General features: G+C 58.0%; 32 protein-coding genes. 17 read left to right on the top strand and 15 right to left on the bottom strand.

Annotated elements, in window-relative coordinates; translation table 11 throughout:
• Positions 1 to 86: 86 nt before the first annotated feature.
• The 7 genes from B3I26_RS10925 to B3I26_RS10895 all read right to left on the bottom strand — a co-directional run bounded on the left by B3I26_RS10925 (position 87) and on the right by B3I26_RS10895 (position 3,269).
• Positions 87 to 257 carry a hypothetical protein gene (locus B3I26_RS10925; protein WP_296257696.1) on the bottom strand — a complete coding sequence of 57 codons (171 nt, stop codon included), beginning with the start codon at positions 255 to 257 and terminating at the stop codon, positions 87 to 89.
• The gene (locus B3I26_RS10920) at positions 254 to 1,000 is read right to left on the bottom strand and encodes a replication protein P (protein ID WP_296257695.1); all 747 of its coding nucleotides are present in this window, start codon (positions 998 to 1,000) and stop codon (positions 254 to 256) included. Before B3I26_RS10920 ends, B3I26_RS10925 begins: the two co-directional genes overlap by 4 nt.
• Positions 1,000 to 1,776, bottom strand: coding sequence for a helix-turn-helix domain-containing protein (locus B3I26_RS10915; RefSeq protein WP_296257699.1), 777 nt, complete (start codon positions 1,774 to 1,776; stop codon positions 1,000 to 1,002). Before B3I26_RS10915 ends, B3I26_RS10920 begins: the two co-directional genes overlap by 1 nt.
• An 11-nt stretch (positions 1,777 to 1,787) precedes the next feature.
• Positions 1,788 to 2,450 (bottom strand): phage regulatory protein/antirepressor Ant, encoded by a 663-nt coding sequence (locus B3I26_RS10910; protein ID WP_296257698.1) that lies wholly within the window; start codon positions 2,448 to 2,450, stop codon positions 1,788 to 1,790.
• A 153-nt stretch (positions 2,451 to 2,603) separates the two neighbouring features.
• Positions 2,604 to 2,798 (bottom strand): hypothetical protein, encoded by a 195-nt coding sequence (locus B3I26_RS10905; protein WP_296257694.1) that lies wholly within the window; start codon positions 2,796 to 2,798, stop codon positions 2,604 to 2,606.
• 49 nt (positions 2,799 to 2,847) lie between these two features.
• The gene (locus B3I26_RS10900; RefSeq protein WP_296257693.1) at positions 2,848 to 3,042 is read right to left on the bottom strand and encodes a hypothetical protein; all 195 of its coding nucleotides are present in this window, start codon (positions 3,040 to 3,042) and stop codon (positions 2,848 to 2,850) included.
• A gap of 32 nt (positions 3,043 to 3,074) precedes the next feature.
• On the bottom strand, positions 3,075 to 3,269 hold the full coding sequence (locus B3I26_RS10895; RefSeq protein WP_095111193.1) for a Cro/CI family transcriptional regulator: 195 nt from the start codon (positions 3,267 to 3,269) through the stop codon (positions 3,075 to 3,077).
• Between the two features lie 104 nt (positions 3,270 to 3,373).
• Here B3I26_RS10895 and B3I26_RS10890 point away from each other — a divergent pair, with 104 nt between their 5' ends.
• Both B3I26_RS10890 and B3I26_RS10885 read left to right on the top strand, forming a co-directional pair.
• Entirely contained in the window at positions 3,374 to 4,255 is an 882-nt protein-coding gene (locus B3I26_RS10890; protein ID WP_296257692.1) for a LexA family transcriptional regulator, read from the top strand.
• A gap of 373 nt (positions 4,256 to 4,628) precedes the next feature.
• Positions 4,629 to 5,018, top strand: a complete 390-nt coding sequence (locus B3I26_RS10885) for a hypothetical protein (RefSeq protein WP_296257691.1) — start codon at positions 4,629 to 4,631, stop codon at positions 5,016 to 5,018.
• A 54-nt stretch (positions 5,019 to 5,072) separates the two neighbouring features.
• Here B3I26_RS10885 and B3I26_RS10880 read toward each other — a convergent pair whose 3' ends face one another.
• The 3 genes from B3I26_RS10880 to B3I26_RS10870 form a co-directional block, all read right to left on the bottom strand.
• A complete protein-coding gene (locus B3I26_RS10880) occupies positions 5,073 to 5,414 on the bottom strand; it encodes a type II toxin-antitoxin system HicB family antitoxin (RefSeq protein ID WP_296257690.1) in 342 nt (113 codons plus the stop codon).
• Positions 5,414 to 5,662: a type II toxin-antitoxin system HicA family toxin gene (locus tag B3I26_RS10875; RefSeq protein ID WP_296257689.1), complete on the bottom strand. Its 249-nt coding sequence runs from the start codon at positions 5,660 to 5,662 to the stop codon at positions 5,414 to 5,416. Before B3I26_RS10875 ends, B3I26_RS10880 begins: the two co-directional genes overlap by 1 nt.
• A gap of 104 nt (positions 5,663 to 5,766) precedes the next feature.
• A complete protein-coding gene (locus B3I26_RS10870) occupies positions 5,767 to 6,087 on the bottom strand; it encodes a DUF1654 domain-containing protein (protein ID WP_296257688.1) in 321 nt (106 codons plus the stop codon).
• 433 nt (positions 6,088 to 6,520) lie between these two features.
• On the opposite strand from B3I26_RS10870, the gene B3I26_RS10865 reads away from it, so the two are divergent.
• From B3I26_RS10865 to B3I26_RS10835, 7 genes are all read left to right on the top strand, one after another.
• A complete protein-coding gene (locus B3I26_RS10865; protein ID WP_296257687.1) occupies positions 6,521 to 6,706 on the top strand; it encodes a hypothetical protein in 186 nt (61 codons plus the stop codon).
• A gap of 64 nt (positions 6,707 to 6,770) precedes the next feature.
• The gene (locus B3I26_RS10860; protein WP_296257686.1) at positions 6,771 to 6,971 is read left to right on the top strand and encodes an Arc family DNA-binding protein; all 201 of its coding nucleotides are present in this window, start codon (positions 6,771 to 6,773) and stop codon (positions 6,969 to 6,971) included.
• A 68-nt stretch (positions 6,972 to 7,039) separates the two neighbouring features.
• Complete coding sequence (locus tag B3I26_RS10855; RefSeq protein WP_296257685.1) at positions 7,040 to 7,222, top strand: hypothetical protein; 183 nt, start codon at positions 7,040 to 7,042, stop codon at positions 7,220 to 7,222.
• Positions 7,223 to 7,325: 103 nt separating this feature from the next.
• Positions 7,326 to 8,198, top strand: coding sequence for a hypothetical protein (locus B3I26_RS10850; protein WP_296257684.1), 873 nt, complete (start codon positions 7,326 to 7,328; stop codon positions 8,196 to 8,198).
• A gap of 632 nt (positions 8,199 to 8,830) precedes the next feature.
• Entirely contained in the window at positions 8,831 to 9,118 is a 288-nt protein-coding gene (locus tag B3I26_RS10845; RefSeq protein WP_296257683.1) for a hypothetical protein, read from the top strand.
• The gene (locus B3I26_RS10840; protein WP_296257682.1) at positions 9,115 to 9,429 is read left to right on the top strand and encodes a hypothetical protein; all 315 of its coding nucleotides are present in this window, start codon (positions 9,115 to 9,117) and stop codon (positions 9,427 to 9,429) included. The genes B3I26_RS10845 and B3I26_RS10840 overlap by 4 nt, the downstream gene beginning before the upstream one ends.
• An 84-nt stretch (positions 9,430 to 9,513) precedes the next feature.
• Positions 9,514 to 9,837 carry a hypothetical protein gene (locus B3I26_RS10835; RefSeq protein ID WP_296257681.1) on the top strand — a complete coding sequence of 108 codons (324 nt, stop codon included), beginning with the start codon at positions 9,514 to 9,516 and terminating at the stop codon, positions 9,835 to 9,837.
• A gap of 18 nt (positions 9,838 to 9,855) precedes the next feature.
• Here B3I26_RS10835 and B3I26_RS10830 read toward each other — a convergent pair whose 3' ends face one another.
• Positions 9,856 to 10,413: a YecA family protein gene (locus B3I26_RS10830; RefSeq protein WP_296257680.1), complete on the bottom strand. Its 558-nt coding sequence runs from the start codon at positions 10,411 to 10,413 to the stop codon at positions 9,856 to 9,858.
• Positions 10,414 to 10,540: 127 nt separating this feature from the next.
• On the opposite strand from B3I26_RS10830, the gene B3I26_RS10825 reads away from it, so the two are divergent.
• Positions 10,541 to 10,858, top strand: a complete 318-nt coding sequence (locus tag B3I26_RS10825; protein ID WP_296257679.1) for a hypothetical protein — start codon at positions 10,541 to 10,543, stop codon at positions 10,856 to 10,858.
• Between the two features lie 164 nt (positions 10,859 to 11,022).
• Here B3I26_RS10825 and B3I26_RS10820 read toward each other — a convergent pair whose 3' ends face one another.
• Both B3I26_RS10820 and B3I26_RS10815 read right to left on the bottom strand, forming a co-directional pair.
• Positions 11,023 to 11,340, bottom strand: a complete 318-nt coding sequence (locus B3I26_RS10820; RefSeq protein WP_296257678.1) for a hypothetical protein — start codon at positions 11,338 to 11,340, stop codon at positions 11,023 to 11,025.
• Between the two features lie 365 nt (positions 11,341 to 11,705).
• On the bottom strand, positions 11,706 to 11,906 hold the full coding sequence (locus B3I26_RS10815) for a hypothetical protein (RefSeq protein WP_296257677.1): 201 nt from the start codon (positions 11,904 to 11,906) through the stop codon (positions 11,706 to 11,708).
• A gap of 58 nt (positions 11,907 to 11,964) precedes the next feature.
• On the opposite strand from B3I26_RS10815, the gene B3I26_RS10810 reads away from it, so the two are divergent.
• Positions 11,965 to 13,083 carry a DNA-methyltransferase gene (locus B3I26_RS10810; RefSeq protein ID WP_296257676.1) on the top strand — a complete coding sequence of 373 codons (1,119 nt, stop codon included), beginning with the start codon at positions 11,965 to 11,967 and terminating at the stop codon, positions 13,081 to 13,083.
• Positions 13,084 to 13,093: 10 nt separating this feature from the next.
• On the opposite strand, the gene B3I26_RS10805 is transcribed toward B3I26_RS10810, so the two are convergent.
• Positions 13,094 to 13,306 (bottom strand): hypothetical protein, encoded by a 213-nt coding sequence (locus B3I26_RS10805; protein WP_296257675.1) that lies wholly within the window; start codon positions 13,304 to 13,306, stop codon positions 13,094 to 13,096.
• Positions 13,307 to 13,390: 84 nt separating this feature from the next.
• Here B3I26_RS10805 and B3I26_RS10800 point away from each other — a divergent pair, with 84 nt between their 5' ends.
• Positions 13,391 to 15,553 carry a DNA cytosine methyltransferase gene (locus B3I26_RS10800; protein ID WP_296257674.1) on the top strand — a complete coding sequence of 721 codons (2,163 nt, stop codon included), beginning with the start codon at positions 13,391 to 13,393 and terminating at the stop codon, positions 15,551 to 15,553.
• A gap of 64 nt (positions 15,554 to 15,617) precedes the next feature.
• On the opposite strand, the gene B3I26_RS10795 is transcribed toward B3I26_RS10800, so the two are convergent.
• Positions 15,618 to 15,926: a hypothetical protein gene (locus B3I26_RS10795; protein ID WP_296257673.1), complete on the bottom strand. Its 309-nt coding sequence runs from the start codon at positions 15,924 to 15,926 to the stop codon at positions 15,618 to 15,620.
• Between the two features lie 177 nt (positions 15,927 to 16,103).
• On the opposite strand from B3I26_RS10795, the gene B3I26_RS10790 reads away from it, so the two are divergent.
• From B3I26_RS10790 to B3I26_RS10770, 5 genes are all read left to right on the top strand, one after another.
• Complete coding sequence (locus tag B3I26_RS10790) at positions 16,104 to 16,649, top strand: DUF4406 domain-containing protein (protein WP_296257672.1); 546 nt, start codon at positions 16,104 to 16,106, stop codon at positions 16,647 to 16,649.
• Entirely contained in the window at positions 16,646 to 17,155 is a 510-nt protein-coding gene (locus B3I26_RS10785; protein WP_296257671.1) for a hypothetical protein, read from the top strand. Before B3I26_RS10790 ends, B3I26_RS10785 begins: the two co-directional genes overlap by 4 nt.
• Positions 17,156 to 17,457: 302 nt before the next feature.
• The gene (locus B3I26_RS10780; protein ID WP_296257697.1) at positions 17,458 to 17,826 is read left to right on the top strand and encodes a hypothetical protein; all 369 of its coding nucleotides are present in this window, start codon (positions 17,458 to 17,460) and stop codon (positions 17,824 to 17,826) included.
• Positions 17,823 to 18,113, top strand: coding sequence for a hypothetical protein (locus tag B3I26_RS10775; RefSeq protein WP_296257670.1), 291 nt, complete (start codon positions 17,823 to 17,825; stop codon positions 18,111 to 18,113). The genes B3I26_RS10780 and B3I26_RS10775 overlap by 4 nt, the downstream gene beginning before the upstream one ends.
• On the top strand, positions 18,110 to 18,688 hold the full coding sequence (locus tag B3I26_RS10770) for a hypothetical protein (protein WP_296257669.1): 579 nt from the start codon (positions 18,110 to 18,112) through the stop codon (positions 18,686 to 18,688). Before B3I26_RS10775 ends, B3I26_RS10770 begins: the two co-directional genes overlap by 4 nt.
• Positions 18,689 to 18,710 lie beyond the last annotated feature (22 nt).

Genomic DNA, 18,710 nt, shown 5'->3' with positions numbered 1-18,710 from the left:
CTGAATAGGGACGTGCTGATAGATCTTCTGTGCGGTTGAAGACTGCCCAGCCAGCAGCTGCTGGATGCGGGATTCGGTGAAAGCCATCAGTTACACCCCCTGCTGAAAATCCGCTGCGCTCGGCGCTGGCTGCCGTCATGGCGCACAAGCCGGTTATCAGCTCCACGGGTCATCAGAACCATGTCGTGATAGTTGCGGCTGAACCTGAAGCCTTCAGACTTAAGCAAGTCGATGGTTTTTTGCTGAGCCGGGGTCATGGGCACACCCCTTTGCCAAACTTCGCCAGCAACGCCACGCGCGCGGCCTGTCCATCAGACGGAATTCCCTGGCGTCGAATGGTTGCGTGAACAAAACGCTCGCCCTCCTCAATCGCCAGTTCGAGTTCGGTCTTCTGGCCGTCGTAGCCAATCCCGACCGCAATCTCTTCCAGCGGCTGGCCCTGTACGAGCATCCGAATGGTGATGTCGTAGGCGCGGTCGAAAATTTTGCTCGCCCTCTCCGATGGGAGGTCGGCCAGGTTATGCAGCTCGCACTGCAAGGCGGTGTGACGCACAGCTGGGTGGGACCAGGTCCGGGACGTGGCACGACTCGGGTGCGAGTTCTCCAGCGCCTCGCGAAACGCCTTGTCGTGAGACGGAATACCGAGCATCTCGGGGGTGGGCTGGCACCACTTGATGAACTTTCCGACGCTGGGCGCAAAGTCGCCGCCGAGCTTGCGGCAGTTCTGAATGCCGTAACGAATCTGTTCGATGCGGGTGATGCCTTCGGCCATGAACGCCTTGATCCAGCTCCGCTTAGCGGTTGCGAGCGTTTCCGCGTCTGGCCAGGCCTGCTTCCAGGCAGGGAAGATCGCCTGGAGCTCTCGGAACAGAGCATTGACGACTTCGGCGGTACCAGGCTCAAGCTGAGTAGGGGTGAACGGAATAACAGGGGGCAGATTGCCCATCGTTTCCATGATCGTGCTGGCGCTCTTGGCGGGCAGCTTTGCAACTTTGCTCATCACAGGCCTCCCAGGTCATCAGCCCAACTGGTGTCGTTGAAATCGGGAGTTTGGCCCTGCCCGGCAGCCTTCACCCGCTCGCGCTTCACCCACTGCACGAGCCGGTAGCACCAGCCTGAACCAGAGTCGACGGTGGTGGGCCGGGCGACAAAGAACCCTTTGAACGCTCGAATCGCAGCATCGGGAACGGCATCGACAGGCAGCCCAGCGATCGAGACCTGGTCGGACAGGGATTTGGTGTTTGGCTCCCAGGCGGCGAACATCGCGAACCGCTGGCTCGGCGCCGGGCACTCGGCGGCGGCGAGATCTTGCTCGGCAACCTCGGCATCCAACTCGCGCTGCAGCTGCTGCTCTTCGGTTACTTGATGGTTAAGTGATGTATTGGGTGCAGCTGCTGCACCCCGTTCTGCGTTTTCCTGCACCCCGTTCTGCTGTGAGCTGCACCCCGTGCTGTCATCTGCACCCCGTTCTTTACGGGGTGCAGCATTTGCACCCCGCTTGATTTGAAGGTCGTACACAACAGGGCGGCGGTCGCGGCGATCGATATATGCGGCGGCAATGGCCTGATTGCCTTCAACGATGAAACCAGCCCGCTCCAGTTCGTCCAGTTTCAGGCGCACCGTGCGCTCGGACAGGCCAGTGTCTTCGGACAGTGTGGCGGCCGAAGGGAATGCGCCCCGGCCGTCGCTACCGGCGTAGTTGGCCAGGCACAGTAGAACGTGACGGGCTGAGGGATTTTCGAGGGAAGCCTTCGGCAGTGCGAGGGCCCATGACATTGCTTGAACACTCACAGCTCGGCTCCAATGTTCTTTTCGGCCAATCGTGCGAGGCCTTTTGGGGTTACGAGGGGCTGGAACGCAGCGCGGTCGATACCGGTTTCGGTGTCGGGCTTCAATGCGGTCACTTTGTGTTTGAGGTAGCCGGACCGGATGCGTGGTTGCATGGCGATCCACCGGGACGAGCCACCGCGGCGGTAGATCCACCGGTTCGCTTGCATCCAGTCGAAGAGCTTCGACGGCGGAACACCCAACTGCTTGGCGGCATCCGTGATGCAAATAGCGCCCTCGGCGGCGGCCAAACGTCTGATGGCAGCAACCTTCGGCGCCTGGAGCTCGATCACACCGAGAAGTTGGCTATTCTCACGGGCTTGATCTGCCGCCAACTGCAATGCTTCGGCGTAATTCGCAGGAATGCGAGGAGCGCCCCGCTCTTCCAGTTCGCGCCAGCGCCGGACTACTGCCAGACGCATCTTGGCGCTGTAGCCTGTCAGCAGCGTGTCAGTCAGCTCGCGATCAAGGTGGAAGCACGGCAGGCTGCGCCCGGTGCCATCTTTGTACTGAGCCGAAAACTCGGCCGAGTCAATTTCGAGTTCTGCGAGCATCGAGCGGATGTCGACCAGCACGTGCTTATGGGCCTTGCCAGTCAGATCCGCGATCTCGCGCGAGGACATCACCTGACGCGACAGGGTTTGGTGCTGGTGGGAAACTGACGAATCAGGTGGGGTATTGCTCTGGGTGGTCATGGTGTGCATAATCGGCCTCACAAGTGTTGTTGAAGAAGCCGGTCTAGCCACCGGCTTTTTTATTGCCTGCGATTTGGCATCTCAGTCTCTGCGTCGGAACGCTTGAATGGTTCCTGTCATGGCTCTCGGCCTTGTCCTTCTCGTCAGCTCTTGCTGAATTCCCAGCTTCGCCAGCTCTGCCAGGGTCATCCCCCGCTTCGCCGCCTCTGCTTCCAGCAATCGAATCTCTTCCGGGTCAAGTAACTCTCCAAGCTCCATGCCTTTTTCTTCCGGCATATCGCCTCCAGTCCCTATCGGGTCCCTACTGAGTCCCTACGGTTTTGCTTTAGGCTGCTCGGTCGTCGCGGATAGACTTGCCAACAAGATCAAGCAGCCAAGACTTCAATACCTCGCGGGCCAGAACCGACTTTTTTGTTCCATGAATCTGCGCGGCGTAATCGAGAAGTCCTTCGTATTTGTCATCCAGCAGGACCTTGATCTGGTTGACGTGCTTTTCGTTTGGGCGTGGTTCTTCTGGCATATCGGTATTGCTCCTTGCGGCTGATGAAGTGGTTAGGCGGCAGATTTTTGGGACGGAAACGGGCGCTGCTCCTTCGCCTGGAAGCTGCCGTCAGGAAGCTCAAGCACGCGGATGTCCCGTTTTGCGGAAAGCGCTTTGTGAATTGCCGGGGCTGTCACACGAAGGAGCCTTGCGGCTTCGGACTGCCCTTTATCAGCAACGAACTTGTCGAGGGGGGTCTCGTTCATGATCAGGCCTCGGTTGTAGATGAGGCGAATATTAACCATCTGTTAATTTTTAATCAATACCGATGGTTTCTTCTTATTTTTAACCGTTGGTATACATTCGCGCGATGACGAAGAAACGACTCCTACCGCCCGAGCTAATCGCTGAGTGCGCAGCCGCGCACGATTTGTTCCTCTCGAAGAAGAACGAGCTGAAACTCAGTCAAAAGAAAATCGCCGATGAGGCGGGAATTACCCCGGCCGCCGTGAACCTGTATTTCAAAGGTATTAACCCCCTAAACGCTAAGTTCGCCGCTGTGCTCGCCCGCATGCTCGACGAGCCGGTATCGGCATTCAGTCAGCGCATTGCTGACGAAATAGCGGAAATGACCAGGACTCCCGCTAAGGCTGTGGTGAGTGGAGGAGCGAGCTCCGCCGAAAAGGTAATGGAGATGATCCGCAAGCACGCGGGAAAATCCTTGAATGTGGATGCTCAGGAAAAGATCGCAGCAGTAGCGCTTGAGGCCGCCGGCGAAACTCAGGGAAAGGTGATCCAGGCTGACTTTTCGGGTTTGAAAGCTAAGCCCGAAGAAATCGTCATCCGCCAGTACGACGTGCGAGCCTCGATGGGCCATGGCCAAGTGCCTAGCGACTACAATGAAGTCATTCGCAACCTGATCATCCGCGAAGACGTGTTGCGCGAAAAGGGCGTGACCTATACCTCCCCTCACTCCCTGGCAATGATCACGGGCTGGGGCCAGTCGATGGAAGGGACAATCAACGACAAAGACCCGCTCATTGTTGACAGGGGCGTCAATGAATACGCGGGCGATGGGATTTATGTGCTGACCTGGCACGAACATTTGTTTATCAAGCGGATTCAGTTCTTGGATGCCGAGAGGTTCCTGCTGGTATCAGATAATCCGCACGTTCGGGATCAGGAGGCGCGGATTGAGGATGTTACCGTCCACGCGAAGGTGCTGCTGATATGGAATGCACGAAAGGCGTGAGAGTCGGCAAGGTAGTAGACGCCAAGTGGCCGAGGTCGATGCTGGGGTGAATATCGAGTTGCGGAGGGCTATCGAATAGTGAGCGACTATAAAAATACGGATATCGAAATCTTTTATGATGAAGCCGTCAGATTCTTCAAGAGCCAGTCGAGCCCAGGAAGATGTCCGATGTGCGAGTCTGTCACGTGGTCATTACCCGTACTAGAATCGCACTCCCCATTGTCCCTTTCTCATAGCGGCCTACTCGCAGCGGATGGTACGCCGGTTCTAGAGCTGAAGTTGCTGTGCAATTCCTGTGGCTTCTTCAGATCTCACCGTGCCAGCTTTATTAGAAAATGGCTGGATGCCAATCCTCAGGCGCAGGAGCCAGAACGTGTCTGATCACCAGATTTTCACACCGGATCATCTTCCGGCAGGTCGCAAGAGTGACAAAGAGGGCGGTCCGGGCAATACTAGCGGTCAAGAACCGCCTGGAGGCGACCCAATGGAAGCGCGCGTGGCAAAGCTCGAAAGTCATGTTGAATACATGCGCCGAGACATATCCGATCTCCGATCGGACGTGAAGGCTATGGCTGCCGATGTCGTGTCTCTGAAGCTAGCTACCTCGACTGCAGGGACCAAGCTTGATCACATTGACAATCACATGGTCACCAAGGGTCAGCTATCCCTCTACGCCCTCCTGACGCTACTCCCAATCGTCGGTGGTGGGTGGTGGATTGTTCAGCAATATCTCGCCCCTCTGTTGAAAGCTCTACCTCATTGAGTGCAAGCGTCAAGCAAAATAAGCCCGGCTCAGCGCCGGGCTTTTCGTATCTGCCTACGCGTGATGCTCCAGGTACTCGCTAAGTGCCTTGCGCGTCAGATCGTTCAGCGAAATGCTTTGCCGAGTTGCCGCCACACTGGCAGCCAAATGCAGATCGTGCCCTACCCTCACGTTAAACGATCCCTTGCATGGAACCTCGGGCTCATGATTGAGCGATTCGCAGGTCGCCAGATAATCGTCCACCGCTTCGTGGAATGCCTTGGTTAGCTCGGCAACCGTATCCCCCTCGTAGCTGACCAGAGAACGGATGAACTGAAGCTTGCCAAACAGGCAATTATCCTCCGGGCTTGCCTCAATCGATCCGTAGTAGCCTCGGTATTGCAGCATGGTGCTCATTAGATCAATCCTCCTGCTTTTAGGTGGTCAATCACCTGTCGTTTGACGTATGCCTTGATCTCGTTGCCTGGGTGAGGCTTGTGGAGGTTTATCATCGCGTGCGGGTTGCCATTGTCGAATTTCACCCGGCTGCCGCTGCCTTCAATCTGGTGATAGCCCAGACAGCCCAACAGCGAAACCAGCTCTGGCCAGGTAAACCCTGCCTGTCTATTCAGCAGCTTGGCGATCAGTTTCTCTTGCTTGGACATGAAGGCTCCTTATCTGCGACTAACTTTAGTTGCACTTGGATTATCGGTCAACCTTCAACGACCTGAAACCGTAGCCCGCCGCTCAGCGGGCTTTTTTGTGCCTGTCAAAAAGGTGCTGGCTCTTCCTCCATAGCATCAACCTCACCTACCTCCAGCGCTCGATCCTCATCCGTGGGTTTCTCCCACTCGATAAGCACCTCGCCATCATCCTGAAATGTCACCTCCACTCCATCGGTTTCCGAAAGAAGGCCCATCACTTCGTCCCATGCGTCGTCCTTGTCAGTGTCAAGCCGATGGATCAGTGCTGAGCACCTTTCCTGCGCCCTGGGCGAATTAATCATTCCCGACACCCGCAATCCTAATCGCTCTACGCCGGTCATCTCCTGCCGCACTACTGGCTTTGTCTGTTTTTTTGCGCGCGCCATTTAGACCTCCTTAACTGTATGCATATCCAGTAAAAGCAAAATCATATAGCACGCAGATCAAAATAAATTAACCATCGGTATTGACGTTAAAATATACCGATGGTTAACTACACCTATCGCAGCGCTTCATTACTGCGACAGGGCCTGATCAGGGCCTGCGCTCTTTAACAACCTGCGCCATGAACGACTACCCGGCCAAACCGGTTAGGTCACTCCCGGCACCATCGGTGGGAGGTCAGTAAACCGAAGGAAACAAACCGCTGCGCTTGTGAGGCGACCGGCGCCAGACGAAAGCCAATGAGGGGCTCAGTCTGGCGAGGTGATGACCGAACTGTGCGAATGACCCGGACAGGCGCAGTGAGTGAGAAGACCGAGAGCTTCACTGAAGCACCTGGGCGACCGGGTGCTTTGGGAATCCACTGGAGGAGACCACATGAACAAGGTCATCCGCATCACCCTGCGCGGCGAGCTGCAGGTGTTCACCAACAGCGACCTGGCCGCCTGCATCCGCGAGGCTAACCGGCTCAACACGGAGCGCGGATATCGCAACGGTGTCTGCGTGGTCGAGCTGAAAGACGGGCAGCGAATGACGGCGGCTGACTGTAAAGCCGCTGCTTGACGATTTCACCGGCTGGCCTTGGAGACAGGGCCAGACGGGAAATCACCACACCCGAGGAACGACCATGTCGAACACCCAAGACTCACGCCTTCCGAAATTCGTTGTTCGCCTCCCGGACGGTCTGCGCGATGAAGTCGAAGCGGCCGCCGATGCAGCCGACACGTCCATGAACACCATCTTCGTCCGCGCCATTCGCCAGTATTTGGACAAGCAAAACCGTCAGGATCTGCTGCTGGAGGCGCTGGCCAAAGCCGCCGGTATCTGATCGGCGTTGTCACCGGGCTATGCCTGGGCATGGTGATGTGATTCCGGTTTAGCCGGTAAGGCTCATCGATGGACGCAACACCCAAGCACGTCACGATCGAGGTGAAACACGCGGCCGGTGCCATGAAGTTCGATGGCGATCTCGCTGAAGGACTATTCCTCGCCGCCCGGCACCTAAGTGCTCAGGAACGGCTGGATCTGATAGCGCGGCTGCAAGCCAGGCACGCCGAGATCGAAGGCGAATGGCGATAGCAGAACCAGCACCAGCCTGACGATAACTGCCCTATCACTTCGAAAGAGGCTGCATCGGAATGTCGGCGGGTCATGAAAAAAGCATCTCCAGAGCAATCGGATTGTGGCGAATACCCGGACGTCGATTGCAGAAAATGGTGTGGACCGACATTCCAATGCAGCTTCCAAACCCAATCAAACCCGCACGGAGCAATCAGTAATGGACCAAACCCTTCAGCAACTGCTGGCCGAACGCGTCAGCACATACGCCTTGTCCGAGCGCCCGCGCCAATTGATCGACGAAGGCATCGACAAGATGTTCAAAGGCGTCATCGAGGACGCCTTCCGTTCCTACGGCACCATTGGCGAGGCAATCAAAGAAGCAGTCAAGAAAGCGTTCCCGGCAAATGTCACCGACGTTTTCGAACTTCAGCGCTACAACGCCATGATCGCCACCGCGTTGCGGGAGCGGTGGGAAGCCTTCGGTATGGAATCGGCGATTCTCGCCCAGGCCGATGCATCCATCACTGAGGTTCTGACAGGTGAAGGCCTGCTCACCGGCGAAGTTTCGCTGAAGGCGCTTCTGGAAGAGTTTATCGACGCTCACAAGGAAGAAGCCGCCCAAGAGCAATGGGGCGCACCGGAAATACGGATAACAGAGGACGACTCCCATCAGCGGAAATTCGTCCATATCTACTTCGATCCTGCACCCGAAGGCAGCGATCGATACAGCTACACCCAAGAAAGGCGCGGCGACTATTCGCTGAAACACAACCTCCACGTGATGATCGAGGGCGAGCGAGACACTGAGGATCGCTGGCGGCCAAAAGTTGAGTTCGGCCAGGTGTACAGCGCCCAGCTCGACGAGAAAAAAATCTCGCTGAAGAAGAGCGTACGCAGCAAGTGGGAACGGATGCTCGCGTCTCTGTACTTCGGCAACGCCGTTCTTCTGATCGACTGCGAAGAGGGCGATTTTTCCTACGGCTTCGATGACTGAACCAACCTCCTGCGCATTCGAAGAGTGCGCAGCGGGATGGCGAAAGCCTTAACGGAATTGCCGCTTCACGGGCCTACGGCAATATAAAAAATCAGTGACCCCGTCAGAAGGTTGGAGACCTTCCCGATGCCCTGGAACGCTTTGACGCTGACCAGGCTGCATCGGAGAGTGATCGAAGCGTGCCCGAGCGGGCTGCAGCGCTAGGATCGCAAAGCCCCGTAAATGTCCTGAGCCGGTACGAGCGAGACGGCCAATACCAAAAACGCGGCGGGAAATAAGCAGGCGTTGCGCCCTGGTGCTTCGATCACTCTCCGATGCGGACGAGAACACACTGCGAAAGCGGCCCCCTGCATCAAACCTACAGCCCGGCGAGCGCCCGCCATCATCCGGCGCGCATTCACACGGAGGATTTGCAGCCATGTAAATGACAGCCTGCCGGCCTTGCCTCATGCAACGCCTGGCGAAGTGGTTCACGTGCGGAGGTGTGTATGAGCCAGCAACAACGGAGAGCCCTGCGTCGACAGGGCTTTTCTTTATCCGGCGTTTACCCGCCAGCACTCTCCCCTGCGCCCAACGGCAACAGGCAGGCGGTCAGAGTGCTGCCGAGTACACGCAACCATCGAGGAAAGGACATGCACCCACAACTTCAACAGCGCGTGGATGGCCTGACCGCCATGCACGCACGTACTCAGCTCGCCACTGCAGAGTTCTACGCCATGATCGGTAAAGAGCCACCAGCACAGAAAATTCGCTATCAGGTGAAGAGCGTTGGCACCAGCGCTTACCACATCGTCGAGATCGCAACAGGCAAGGTGCGCGGCTTTCGCTTCACCTGGAAAGAGGCAGTCAACTTCGCCCAGGTCCTTGAGGCTCGCGCCGATAGTGTGAAAGTCACGCTGTCACAGGCGGTGCTGCAATGATCGGCGAAAGCATTCCAGACCAGCACAAGCAGGCCAGCGCGCAACTGGCGGCACAGATCGATCACTACCTGGCGACCGGCCACCGCATCGAATTGGTTCCCGCAGGCAAAAGCGGCGAGATTCCGTTTACCGCGATCGGCAATCACCCGAGCAACCTGAAGGCGAAGCGCAACAAGCATGTGCCTCGAGTTCGCTCCCTGGCAGCTCAGGGCATGACGGCATCGGCAATAGCCACCACCATTGGCCTGGACAGCCGCACCATCCGGCACATCGCAAAAGAGAACGACATCAGCCTGACTGAACCGGCCTGATGCGCAAGATCAACAAACGCGTACATCAGCGCCGCCGACAAACCTGGCCGGATCTGTCAGCGCACCAGTTTTACGAGGCACCCAATGGAAAAGACAGCAGCTGCGAAGCACTCGGCGGATTACCGGGCGCGGCAGAACGCAGCAAAAACGAAAATGGGAATCGAGACACTGAAGATTGACATGCCGATCAGTGTCCGCTCGGGACTAACGGCGGCAATGGCTGATCACGGTTACAGCCAGTTGCAAGAGCTCTGGCAAGACTTGGCGCTGTCGTTTTTGGCGTCTCCGCACGAAGAACAGGCGCGACGGCTGAGAAAGCCTGACGCGTCAGCTTTCGTGCTTACCCCAAAGCTGGCGCGTCAGTTGAAAGAACTTGGAATGGCGGAGCCCGATCCAGAAGAAGAGTGAACTGACTGGGTGATGGGGTCAATGCGCAAGCGCTATGCCAGCAATCGCCACGGCAATCTCTGCCCAAAACGCTACGCCGAGGCCTTGTTCCAAGATCCATGCCTTGAGTTTGGACTTCTCGAGAATTTTCGGGGATTTGGACCGCTGGACGTCAGACCATGCTTCGGCTAGAACGTCCCTCGGTGGGTTGATCTGGAACCTCTGCAGGATCTGCATAAGTTCTGGTGATACTTCTGGGGCGATGTGTAGGAATTCTTCGGCGTGGGCATGGCTTTTGTTCTTTGCGTCGATGCCCACGTCAGCCACGATAGTAGCCTTGCCTACCGTGAAAGTGCTGTCATCCAGTTTGATTCCAGTGCTCACATCTCTTACTCCATGGCATTTTTTAAATTTTACCGCTGAACCGCAAGGGCATAGAGCGTTCCTTCCAGGCTTAGGCTCATAAGCCTTCGAGGGAGTAATTATGTCGACTGACAGCTCGCTGAACACGTTTCCGGACGAATTGTTAATCTCCATTCCAACGTCAGCTACGCCACCAACGACTATTCGGACAGTGCAGTGGTGAACTTTGTTCATGACCAGGACCTTTGACATACCTTACCTCTTCTAGGCAATCGGCAATCGCCGGCTTGTGTCACCATGTATAGCCCACCACCAACCTATTCGCCACCGAACTTTCGGAGGCTTTCGCATGGAGGACGCCATGAGCGATTCGTTTCAGCGAAAGAGGCCGACGACTGCCCGCAAGCCTCACTGGTGCCAAAGCTGCTGTCGTCAGATCGCACCCGGCGAGAAGTACATGGGATACGCCGGAAAGTGGGACGGAGATTTTTACACCGCCAAGCTCTGCTTGGGCTGCGAATCTCTATACCACCTGGTTTGGGAATTTGACGCAGAACACGGCGACACGCTGCAGGACGAAGGTTTGGCGTTCAACCAAATCTTTGAGGTGGCCACCGTGTTCGAGCTTATCTGCTACGTGCCGATTACCCCACCACCGCATCAGCCGCCATGGCCGTAATCAAGCGCAATCAGCATCTCGCCAAGACTGGCACTGTCCTTCGACCGGAGGAGCATGCTGATGATTCAGCAGGCCCCAGGGGACGAGATTCTAACGCCTCAACAAGCATGACAGTCGTAGATCATGCAGAGAGCAACATCTATGGCATCCGCAAGTTCCAGAACTCAAAGGTTGTTGAGGTCGAAACCAGAGTTTCCCGAGCATTCGAGCATTTTGCTCAGATACGTTCCAACATTGCTGTTTTTCTCATAGATGATCAGAGCATATTCATCTGATGAAATATGATCTGTGTACCCAGCATAAGTGAGACCTGGCTGCTGAAGCTCGGTGCTGTGCAGATGGTCGCGCCCTACGTACATAGCGCAGATCAGTTGACCTTGAACCTTATCTGAGTAGGCCGACAGCATCGATTTAGCCTGGCTCTGAGAGACCGCGCCGGCGCCGATGAAGCTCTGGATTGCATCGTAAACATTGCCTGTCATTGCTTGATTCCTTTTCTGAATTGTTGATCCCGGCCCATGCCGGTCACCACGTATAGCCCACCACGAACCTATTCGCCACCGGACTTTCGGAGGCTTGATTCTGCATGGAACATTGCCATGTTCAAAAAGACTTTCAGCGAAAAAGGCACGTTCAAGGCGTTGCACGCTGCCCAGCACTGGCTGACTGAAAACGGGTACAGCTATGGACCTACATGCGTCATGCACCCCGCGCCAGTACTCAAAGGCGACTTCATCATTGCCAAATGGCGCAACTTGACGAAAACGGAGATCAAGGCTCTAGATGGCTGGTTTGACGGCGCCCTGCGTGAAGGTCCGGTGACAGTGATTTTGAAGGTTGCGCCTGATCACTCCACTACCAGCGCATCTACCGCCCTCTCAATCTCCAAGATCGCTTCCGATACGTACCAGCTGCTATAGGCCGGATCGATTATCAGGCTATCTGCCGCGGCCTCGGCGAGCGCATTGACATCTACGCCCTGTTCCCTAGCCGTTGCCAAAACTGCTTTCAGCGCAATCTGCAGCGCCATTTCCTTGCCTTCAAACATTAGCTGCACTCCTTTGCGGAGAGCGTAGGCCATTTTCCCACTCGTATGGAATCGAACTATGATCCAGCAGCACCAGATACTGGTCGGCGACTGCATCGAGATGATGCGCACGCTACCAGACAAGTCAGTTCACACCTGCGTGAGCTCTCCGCCCTACTTCGGTCTGCGCGACTACGGCGTAGAGGGCCAGATCGGCCTGGAGGAAACGCCCGCCGAGTTCATCGCTCGATTGGTCGACGTTTTCCGCGAGGTGCGTCGAGTACTCCGCGACGATGGCACCGCCTGGGTGAATATGGGTGATAGCTACGCCGGTAGCTGGGGCGCGCAAGGCAGGCCTCAAGGTGACGGCCAGATGTCCGGGCGCAGCGTTACTTCAGCCCGCCAGATCAACGAGCACCCTCGGTTCAAATCCGGTACCGGCGTGCGCGGCCGCGAGATGGGCATGAAGTCGAAAGACCTGATGGGCATGCCATGGCGCTTGGCATTCGCGCTGCAGGACGACGGCTGGTATCTGCGGCAGGACATCATCTGGAACAAGCCGAACCCGATGCCGGAAAGCGTGCGCGACCGGTGCACCAAGTCGCACGAATACATCTTCCTGCTGAGCAAATCGAAGAAGTACTACTTCAACCAGGCAGCCATCCTCGAGCCCTGCTCCCCGAACACCCATGCTCGGCTGTCTCAGGACGTCCAGGCGCAGATCGGCAGCGAGCGGGCCAATGGCGGCACCAAGAGCAACGGCAATATGAAGGCCGTGGCGCGCAAGTTGAACGGCGTTGGCTGGGGCCATGGCACTGACTCCGATGAGCGCCAGCGCGGCAGGGTCAAAGACAACCAATCGATGAACTCTGCTCTCGCGATCATGCCAACCGAGCGGAACAAGCGCAGCGTTTGGACTGTGGCCACACACAGCTTCAAGGGCGCCCACTTCGCCACATTTCCGCCTGACCTGATTAGGCCCTGCATTCTGGCCGGCGCGCCACGCGGTGGCACAGTGCTCGACCCGTTCGGCGGTGCCGGTACCACGTCGCTGGTTTCGATGCAGGAGGGTCGCCGGTCGATCATCTGCGAGCTGAACCCTGATTACGCGGCAATGGCGCGGGCTCGTACCGAGGCTGCCTGGCTGGACGGCGCGGCGCAGATGGACGTCTTTCACGACGCGTCCCCAGCAGCTTAAGTAGTCCCTCTTAGCTAGAAAATGGGCAAGGCTTCGGCCTGATGTACTCCATGAACTCAGCCCGCGCACCAGAGGCTATGGACTCAAGTGCCTCGTACTGAGCGTACTTTTCGCCTGTATCCAGGGGCCAATGTTCCACAAAAAAATCATCAGCGGCATCTTCGGCCTGATTCTTCGCGAGCTGAAGCTTGCGGGCCGGCCCGATGGAAAAATCGTCAGTCATCAAAAACCTCCATAGCTCAGCCCAATGCTGAGTTGAATACAGATAGCCCACCTTTCCAAATCACGCCACTGGCGAGGATCCCCTATGTCTGCACATCAGAAGAAACACCCCTTCGATTTCAAAACTCAGTACGGCCTTGGCTTCGATCCGCAAGACGATGAGATCGTCGTGGACTTCTTCTGCGGCGGTGGTGGCGCCGGTACTGGGCTGGAAATGGGCCTCGGTCGCAAGGTCAGCGTGGCGAAGAACCACAGCGCCAAAGCGATCAGCATGCACACCATCAACCACCCGGGCGCCAAACACTTCACCACCGATGTGTTCGACGGCGATCCGGATACCGAGTGTGGCGGCAAGGCGGTGGGCTGGTTCCACATGTCGCCGGACTGCACCCACCACAGCCAGGCCGCCGGCGGGCAACCGCGCAAGCGCGAGATCCGCAACCTATCGTGGATCGGCTTGAAGTGGGCAGGCAAGAAGAAGCCCCGAGTCATCAGCTTGGAAAACGTGAAGCAAATCCTGCAATGGGGCCGGCTGATCGCAAAGCGAGACAAAGCGACCGGCCGCGTCATCAAGCTGGGCGGCGCGATCGCTGCACCTGGTGAGGTGGTGCCTGTAGACCAGCAGTTCCTGATTCCAGATCCGAAGCAGCGCGGGCGCACCTGGCGCCGATTCGTGGCCCTGCTTGAAGGCATGGGCTACGTCGTCGAATGGAGGGTGATCAAGGCCTGTGACTTCGGCGCGCCCACCAGCCGCGAACGGCTGTTCATGCTTGCCCGTTGCGATGGGCAGCCGATTGTCTGGCCAGAACCGACTCACGCCAAGAGGCCGGCCAAGGGGCAAAAGCCCTGGCGCACCGCCGCGGAGTGCATCGATTTCTCCGACCTGGGAAAAAGCATTTTTGGCCGCAAGAAGGACCTGGCCACCGCCACGCTGCGGCGCGTAGCGAAAGGCATGAAGAAATTTGTGATCGACAACGCAACGCCCTTCATCGTGCCGATTGCCAACTGGTCCGGCGAAACCGTTCAGTCGGCAGGTCAGCCCCTGCGCACAGTCACCTCATACCCGAGAGGCGGCGCGTTCTCGGTCGTCAGCCCGGTTATCGCGCCAGCCACGCACCAAGGCAGCGACCGCATCAACGATCCACTTGAGCCGCTGCCGACAGTGACGTGCGCCAACCGCGGCGAGCTGACGCTGATCAGCCCCACGCTAGTTCAGACCGGTTACGGCGAGCGGGACGGTCAAGAGCCGCGGGTACCGGGATTAGATCAGCCCCTTGGCACCGTGGTCGCCGGCGGCGTGAAGCACGCATTGACCAGCGCTGTTCTGGTCGGAGCTGGGGGGCCGGAGTATGCCGGCAAGCCAGCGGCGGCAGACCACCCAGTCGGAACACTCATGACGCAAAGCCATCGCGCGATCGCCGCGGCGCACTTGGTGAAGTTCAGGTTTGATGATGAAGGCAAACCGCTGGACGAGCCGTTGCCGACGATCACCAGCGGCGGCAACTACCAGCGCCCGGCCGGCGCCGCGCACGCAATGGGCATCGCTACGGCGTTCATGGCCCAGATGAACGGCGGCTTCAACGCCACGCACGCTAAAGGCGCTGACGAGCCGATGACCACAGTCACCAATACGGGCAGCCAGCAGCAGCTGGTTACCGCGAACCTGGTGCATCTGCGCGGCAACTGCGACGCACGTGATTCCGCCGAGCCGCTCCACACGGTCAGCGCCGGCGGGACACACCACGGGCTGGTCACCGCTTTCATGGAGCGCCAATTCGGCGCCAGCGTCGGCCAGGACTTGGATGAGCCAGCGCCAACCATCACGGCGGGCGGCGGGGGCAAGAGCTCGTTGGTCAGCTTCGAACTGTCTCCCGAGCATGAAGAAGGCGCGTTGCGCGTCGCTGCTTTCCTGATCAGCTACTACGGCACCGAGAACATGAGCGGTTGCGATCAGCCAGCGCCGACGATCACCACAAAGGATCGCCTAGGCCTGGTCACCGTTATGGTGAAGGGCTCGCCGTATGTGATCGTCGATATCCGATTGCGGATGCTGCAGCCGGCCGAGCTCTACCGGGCGCAGGGCTTCCCGACGGACTACATCATCACGCACGGCGCCGACGGCAAACCGTTCACGAAGACCGAGCAGGTCCACATGTGCGGCAACAGCGTCAGCCCTCCGCCGATGGCCGCCCTCGCCCGCGCCAACGATCCATGGCGCGCTGCTCAACGCCAGGCCTTCGCCGCCTGACACAAGCAGCCTATAAAAGTCAGCAGACAGTCTGACAGCAGTTACCGTTGTGTCAGGCCCACTTTCAAACTTCGTGTTTAGGCGGAATTCTGCGGGACGAAACGTGTGACTGAGTGGCTCGATGTGCTGCATATCCTCTTGCTATTCCCCATGCCACGCCATCATCTGGCGTCGCGTGCAGCGTCGCGAACAGCTCTTCGTAGAGTGCTTGTCCATTCCTGGTGAAGATCGAGACGAAGATTCCACACACGCCGTGGGGTTTCATCCTGATCTCGACGTTGAGCTGCGCGCCACCCGGCAGAATTTCATCATACTCAGCGTTCGCGCTGCCTTGGGATATCCACTCTAAATATGCAGCGCCTCTGATACGCATGATCGTGCTCCATCATTATTGTGGCCGAATAATATCACCTCCAATTGGATCCGAGTGCATCTTTGCCTCCAAGTGGAGCCACGGCTTTCCAAACCCTCATACCGCTTCGAACCTCGAAACCACCTTCCAGAAATCACATATCGAAAAGTAACCTGATTGGGTTACAGGGATATCGCTATGCCAAATGAAAATGTGAAAAGCCAGCCTCAACCAATGGGCTACGTAAATCGGGAGGACGCCCGCAACCTTGAGGCCGGTGTCGCCGACTGCATGCTAATCATGCGGCAGCCGACTGGCCGTTTCGAGCGTCCGGTATTTGCCCAGCCCGCAGTGAACGATTCCAGTCAGGCGGGTTTCGGCTGCCCCGTTCCAACCTCAGCAGCGCGCGCAGGCCGGATTTACGTCGCGGGACCAATGACAGGTATCGCTGACTACAACTTCCCAGCCTTCAACGCTGCGGCGGCAATGTTGAGGGCAAAGGGCTGGCTCGTTGAGAACCCTGCCGAGCACTCCCTTGCTGATGGCCTGGAGTGGGCGGACTACATGGCCTATGACCTGACACGCCTCGGCCTTTGCGGAGCCGTGTACCTGCTACCGGGATGGGAAAATTCGAAGGGCGCGACGATTGAAAAGAATCTGGCGTGCGCGTTGGGAATGACCGTTCATTTCGCCAACGCCGCCGACCAGGGCGAAGTGGGCACGTATCCGCAGGAGGGGTTATGAGTCAGGAGTTGAATCAGGATTGCGCGATTTGCCTGTCACTGGGCGACATCTGCGTGAGCTGCGAAGAGCAAACCGCCGCTCTGGCGCCGGCTGGCGTGAAACCGGTAGTGCATCGCTACCGCGTCGTGAAAATGCTGTCCGAGGACGGCAATAAGATCGATTACAAGCCGCACGGACCCTGGGTCGTTATGGCAGATATCCACCACGATCACGTCACCCGCCTGCAGGCCGAAAACGCCGCACTCCAACAGCGCTTGAATGTTGCAGATCAGCGGGTTGATGAGCTGAATACGGCTCTGGAAACCTGCGGCAGGTGGTTCGCCAAGCACTCGCCCACCGCTCCGCTCATTGGTGGCTTCGGTGAGGCTGAGCATCCGATGATCACCTTCATTCGTGGCGCGCAGTCCGTGCCAGCAGCGAAGGTCGATTGCGGCAACTGCGCTTTCGTTGATGGTGTCTGCTCCACCGGCTGCGAGACACAGCGTATTCGCGCTGCTCAGCAATAACCCCGACGCCCGTTCGGCCCCACCCTATCCCTATTGCCTGCTGCGTATGCGGCGAGGACGAAGTCATGCCTGAAGAAAATGCAGTTCCACTCAATAGCGCCGCACGTGATGTGCTCGCCGAGCGCCAGCGGCAAATCTCGGCGGAGGGCTACTCTCTGTATCGCGATGACCTCTACGTGAAGGGAGAAATGGCCGAGGCCGCCTCCACCTATGCCCGTTGTGCAGGCCACCCCGGGATGATGAGTTCGGGTTGGCCTTGGGGCCAGCACACATTCAAGCCCAGTGACGACCGGCGTCGGGATATGGTCAAGGCTGCAGCACTGCTACTGGCTGAAATTGAGCGTCTTGATCGGCTGCCGTTGATCAAACATTGGCCGGTACGCCGTGACGAGAACGGTTTCTCTCAGCACCCCGATCTTCCAGATTTCGACGAGGGTGACGGCGACAAGTGCAAAGCCTGGATCGCTGAACAGGGTCTTGAAGTAGTCAAGGCTGAACTCGAGTACCACAGCGATGAAGCTGTATCTGAGCGCTACTTCGAAGCCGACGACCCGGATTGCAGCTACTGGGAGCCAGATCGCCCAGACGGTGAAGGCTGGTTCTGCCTGGCTATCCATGACACTGACGATGGTCCTGTCTGCTGGTGGGCGCGACGAGTGGTGACGCCATGAAGTCCTACCCGCTGGAAATTGAGTCTGTCGGCAGTGACACCTACATCGCCATGAGCCGCGGCCACCACGACCTTGACGCTTTTATGGCAGAGGCTGTTAAGGAATGCCCGGGCTGGTTCTTGGGCGGACCAAAGCACATGTGGTGCAAGTCGATGCCAGATCGATCAGGTGAGTTCAGCAGCCGTTATGTGTTCGTTGAGCCTGACACCCGCGGCGCCTGGCCCGCGACCTATTGCTGGGAGTTTGGCGAGGATTACAAGCGATACAACGCGGAGGTGATGCCGTGACTACGGTCAAAGAACGCCCCATCCTGTTCTCGGCGTCGATGGTGCGCGCCGTCCTGGAAGGCCAGAAGACGGTCACGCGACGCGAAGTAAAGAAACAGGCAGCGCTTGATTGCCTGGCTGCCGGTTTCGAGCCTGCCTTTCTGGCGCTGCCCGGCAACGCGGACCTTTGTCCCTATGGTCAGCCCGGCGACCGCCTGTGGGTGCGCGAGGCCTGGGCAGCAGACGCCCAGCTCGACGCGATCGCGCCGCGAGAACTCAGCCAAGGCGAGCCCATCCGGTACCCTGCAGATGGTGCCACGCGGCAGACCGGTTGCTCGATGATCACTCCAGGCAAAACCCGCCCTTCCATCCACATGCCGCGCTGGACGAGCCGCATCCTGCTGGAGATCACCGACGTACGCGTCGAGCGACTGCAGGATATCAGCCGTGCCGATATCAGAGCAGAGGGCCTGCAATGCCCACCTGAGTTCGCAAGCGATGACGTATCGCCCAATTATCGCGACTGGTACCCGACTGCATGGCGTGAACTCTGGGAGTCCACCGGCGGTGACTGGAACAGCAACCCATGGGTCTGAATCGTCGAGTTCAAGCGGGTGA

The sequence above is a fragment of the Pseudomonas sp. UBA5706 genome (genome assembly GCF_002419965.1).
Classification (GTDB): domain Bacteria; phylum Pseudomonadota; class Gammaproteobacteria; order Pseudomonadales; family Pseudomonadaceae; genus Aquipseudomonas.
Note: the sequence above shows the minus strand (reverse complement) of the source record. Positions and strands in the feature narration are given on the sequence as shown.

Coding starts and splice junctions, on each gene's coding strand:
- B3I26_RS10785 (WP_296257671.1), top strand. CDS start 16,646: ATGAGTCAGGAGTTGAATCAGGATTGCGCGATTTGCCTGTCACTGGGC.
- B3I26_RS10915 (WP_296257699.1), bottom strand. CDS start 1,776: ATGTCATGGGCCCTCGCACTGCCGAAGGCTTCCCTCGAAAATCCCTCA.
- B3I26_RS10830 (WP_296257680.1), bottom strand. CDS start 10,413: ATGAACAAAGTTCACCACTGCACTGTCCGAATAGTCGTTGGTGGCGTA.
- B3I26_RS10775 (WP_296257670.1), top strand. CDS start 17,823: ATGAAGTCCTACCCGCTGGAAATTGAGTCTGTCGGCAGTGACACCTAC.
- B3I26_RS10810 (WP_296257676.1), top strand. CDS start 11,965: ATGATCCAGCAGCACCAGATACTGGTCGGCGACTGCATCGAGATGATG.
- B3I26_RS10870 (WP_296257688.1), bottom strand. CDS start 6,087: ATGGCGCGCGCAAAAAAACAGACAAAGCCAGTAGTGCGGCAGGAGATG.
- B3I26_RS10920 (WP_296257695.1), bottom strand. CDS start 1,000: ATGAGCAAAGTTGCAAAGCTGCCCGCCAAGAGCGCCAGCACGATCATG.
- B3I26_RS10790 (WP_296257672.1), top strand. CDS start 16,104: ATGCCAAATGAAAATGTGAAAAGCCAGCCTCAACCAATGGGCTACGTA.
- B3I26_RS10880 (WP_296257690.1), bottom strand. CDS start 5,414: ATGAGCACCATGCTGCAATACCGAGGCTACTACGGATCGATTGAGGCA.
- B3I26_RS10910 (WP_296257698.1), bottom strand. CDS start 2,450: ATGTCCTCGCGCGAGATCGCGGATCTGACTGGCAAGGCCCATAAGCAC.
- B3I26_RS10890 (WP_296257692.1), top strand. CDS start 3,374: ATGACGAAGAAACGACTCCTACCGCCCGAGCTAATCGCTGAGTGCGCA.
- B3I26_RS10925 (WP_296257696.1), bottom strand. CDS start 257: ATGACCCCGGCTCAGCAAAAAACCATCGACTTGCTTAAGTCTGAAGGC.
- B3I26_RS10895 (WP_095111193.1), bottom strand. CDS start 3,269: ATGAACGAGACCCCCCTCGACAAGTTCGTTGCTGATAAAGGGCAGTCC.
- B3I26_RS10845 (WP_296257683.1), top strand. CDS start 8,831: ATGCACCCACAACTTCAACAGCGCGTGGATGGCCTGACCGCCATGCAC.
- B3I26_RS10835 (WP_296257681.1), top strand. CDS start 9,514: ATGGAAAAGACAGCAGCTGCGAAGCACTCGGCGGATTACCGGGCGCGG.
- B3I26_RS10780 (WP_296257697.1), top strand. CDS start 17,458: ATGGTCAAGGCTGCAGCACTGCTACTGGCTGAAATTGAGCGTCTTGAT.
- B3I26_RS10865 (WP_296257687.1), top strand. CDS start 6,521: ATGAACAAGGTCATCCGCATCACCCTGCGCGGCGAGCTGCAGGTGTTC.
- B3I26_RS10825 (WP_296257679.1), top strand. CDS start 10,541: ATGAGCGATTCGTTTCAGCGAAAGAGGCCGACGACTGCCCGCAAGCCT.
- B3I26_RS10795 (WP_296257673.1), bottom strand. CDS start 15,926: ATGCGTATCAGAGGCGCTGCATATTTAGAGTGGATATCCCAAGGCAGC.
- B3I26_RS10900 (WP_296257693.1), bottom strand. CDS start 3,042: ATGCCAGAAGAACCACGCCCAAACGAAAAGCACGTCAACCAGATCAAG.
- B3I26_RS10860 (WP_296257686.1), top strand. CDS start 6,771: ATGTCGAACACCCAAGACTCACGCCTTCCGAAATTCGTTGTTCGCCTC.
- B3I26_RS10840 (WP_296257682.1), top strand. CDS start 9,115: ATGATCGGCGAAAGCATTCCAGACCAGCACAAGCAGGCCAGCGCGCAA.
- B3I26_RS10815 (WP_296257677.1), bottom strand. CDS start 11,906: ATGTTTGAAGGCAAGGAAATGGCGCTGCAGATTGCGCTGAAAGCAGTT.
- B3I26_RS10805 (WP_296257675.1), bottom strand. CDS start 13,306: ATGACTGACGATTTTTCCATCGGGCCGGCCCGCAAGCTTCAGCTCGCG.
- B3I26_RS10800 (WP_296257674.1), top strand. CDS start 13,391: ATGTCTGCACATCAGAAGAAACACCCCTTCGATTTCAAAACTCAGTAC.
- B3I26_RS10820 (WP_296257678.1), bottom strand. CDS start 11,340: ATGACAGGCAATGTTTACGATGCAATCCAGAGCTTCATCGGCGCCGGC.
- B3I26_RS10905 (WP_296257694.1), bottom strand. CDS start 2,798: ATGCCGGAAGAAAAAGGCATGGAGCTTGGAGAGTTACTTGACCCGGAA.
- B3I26_RS10875 (WP_296257689.1), bottom strand. CDS start 5,662: ATGTCCAAGCAAGAGAAACTGATCGCCAAGCTGCTGAATAGACAGGCA.
- B3I26_RS10855 (WP_296257685.1), top strand. CDS start 7,040: ATGGACGCAACACCCAAGCACGTCACGATCGAGGTGAAACACGCGGCC.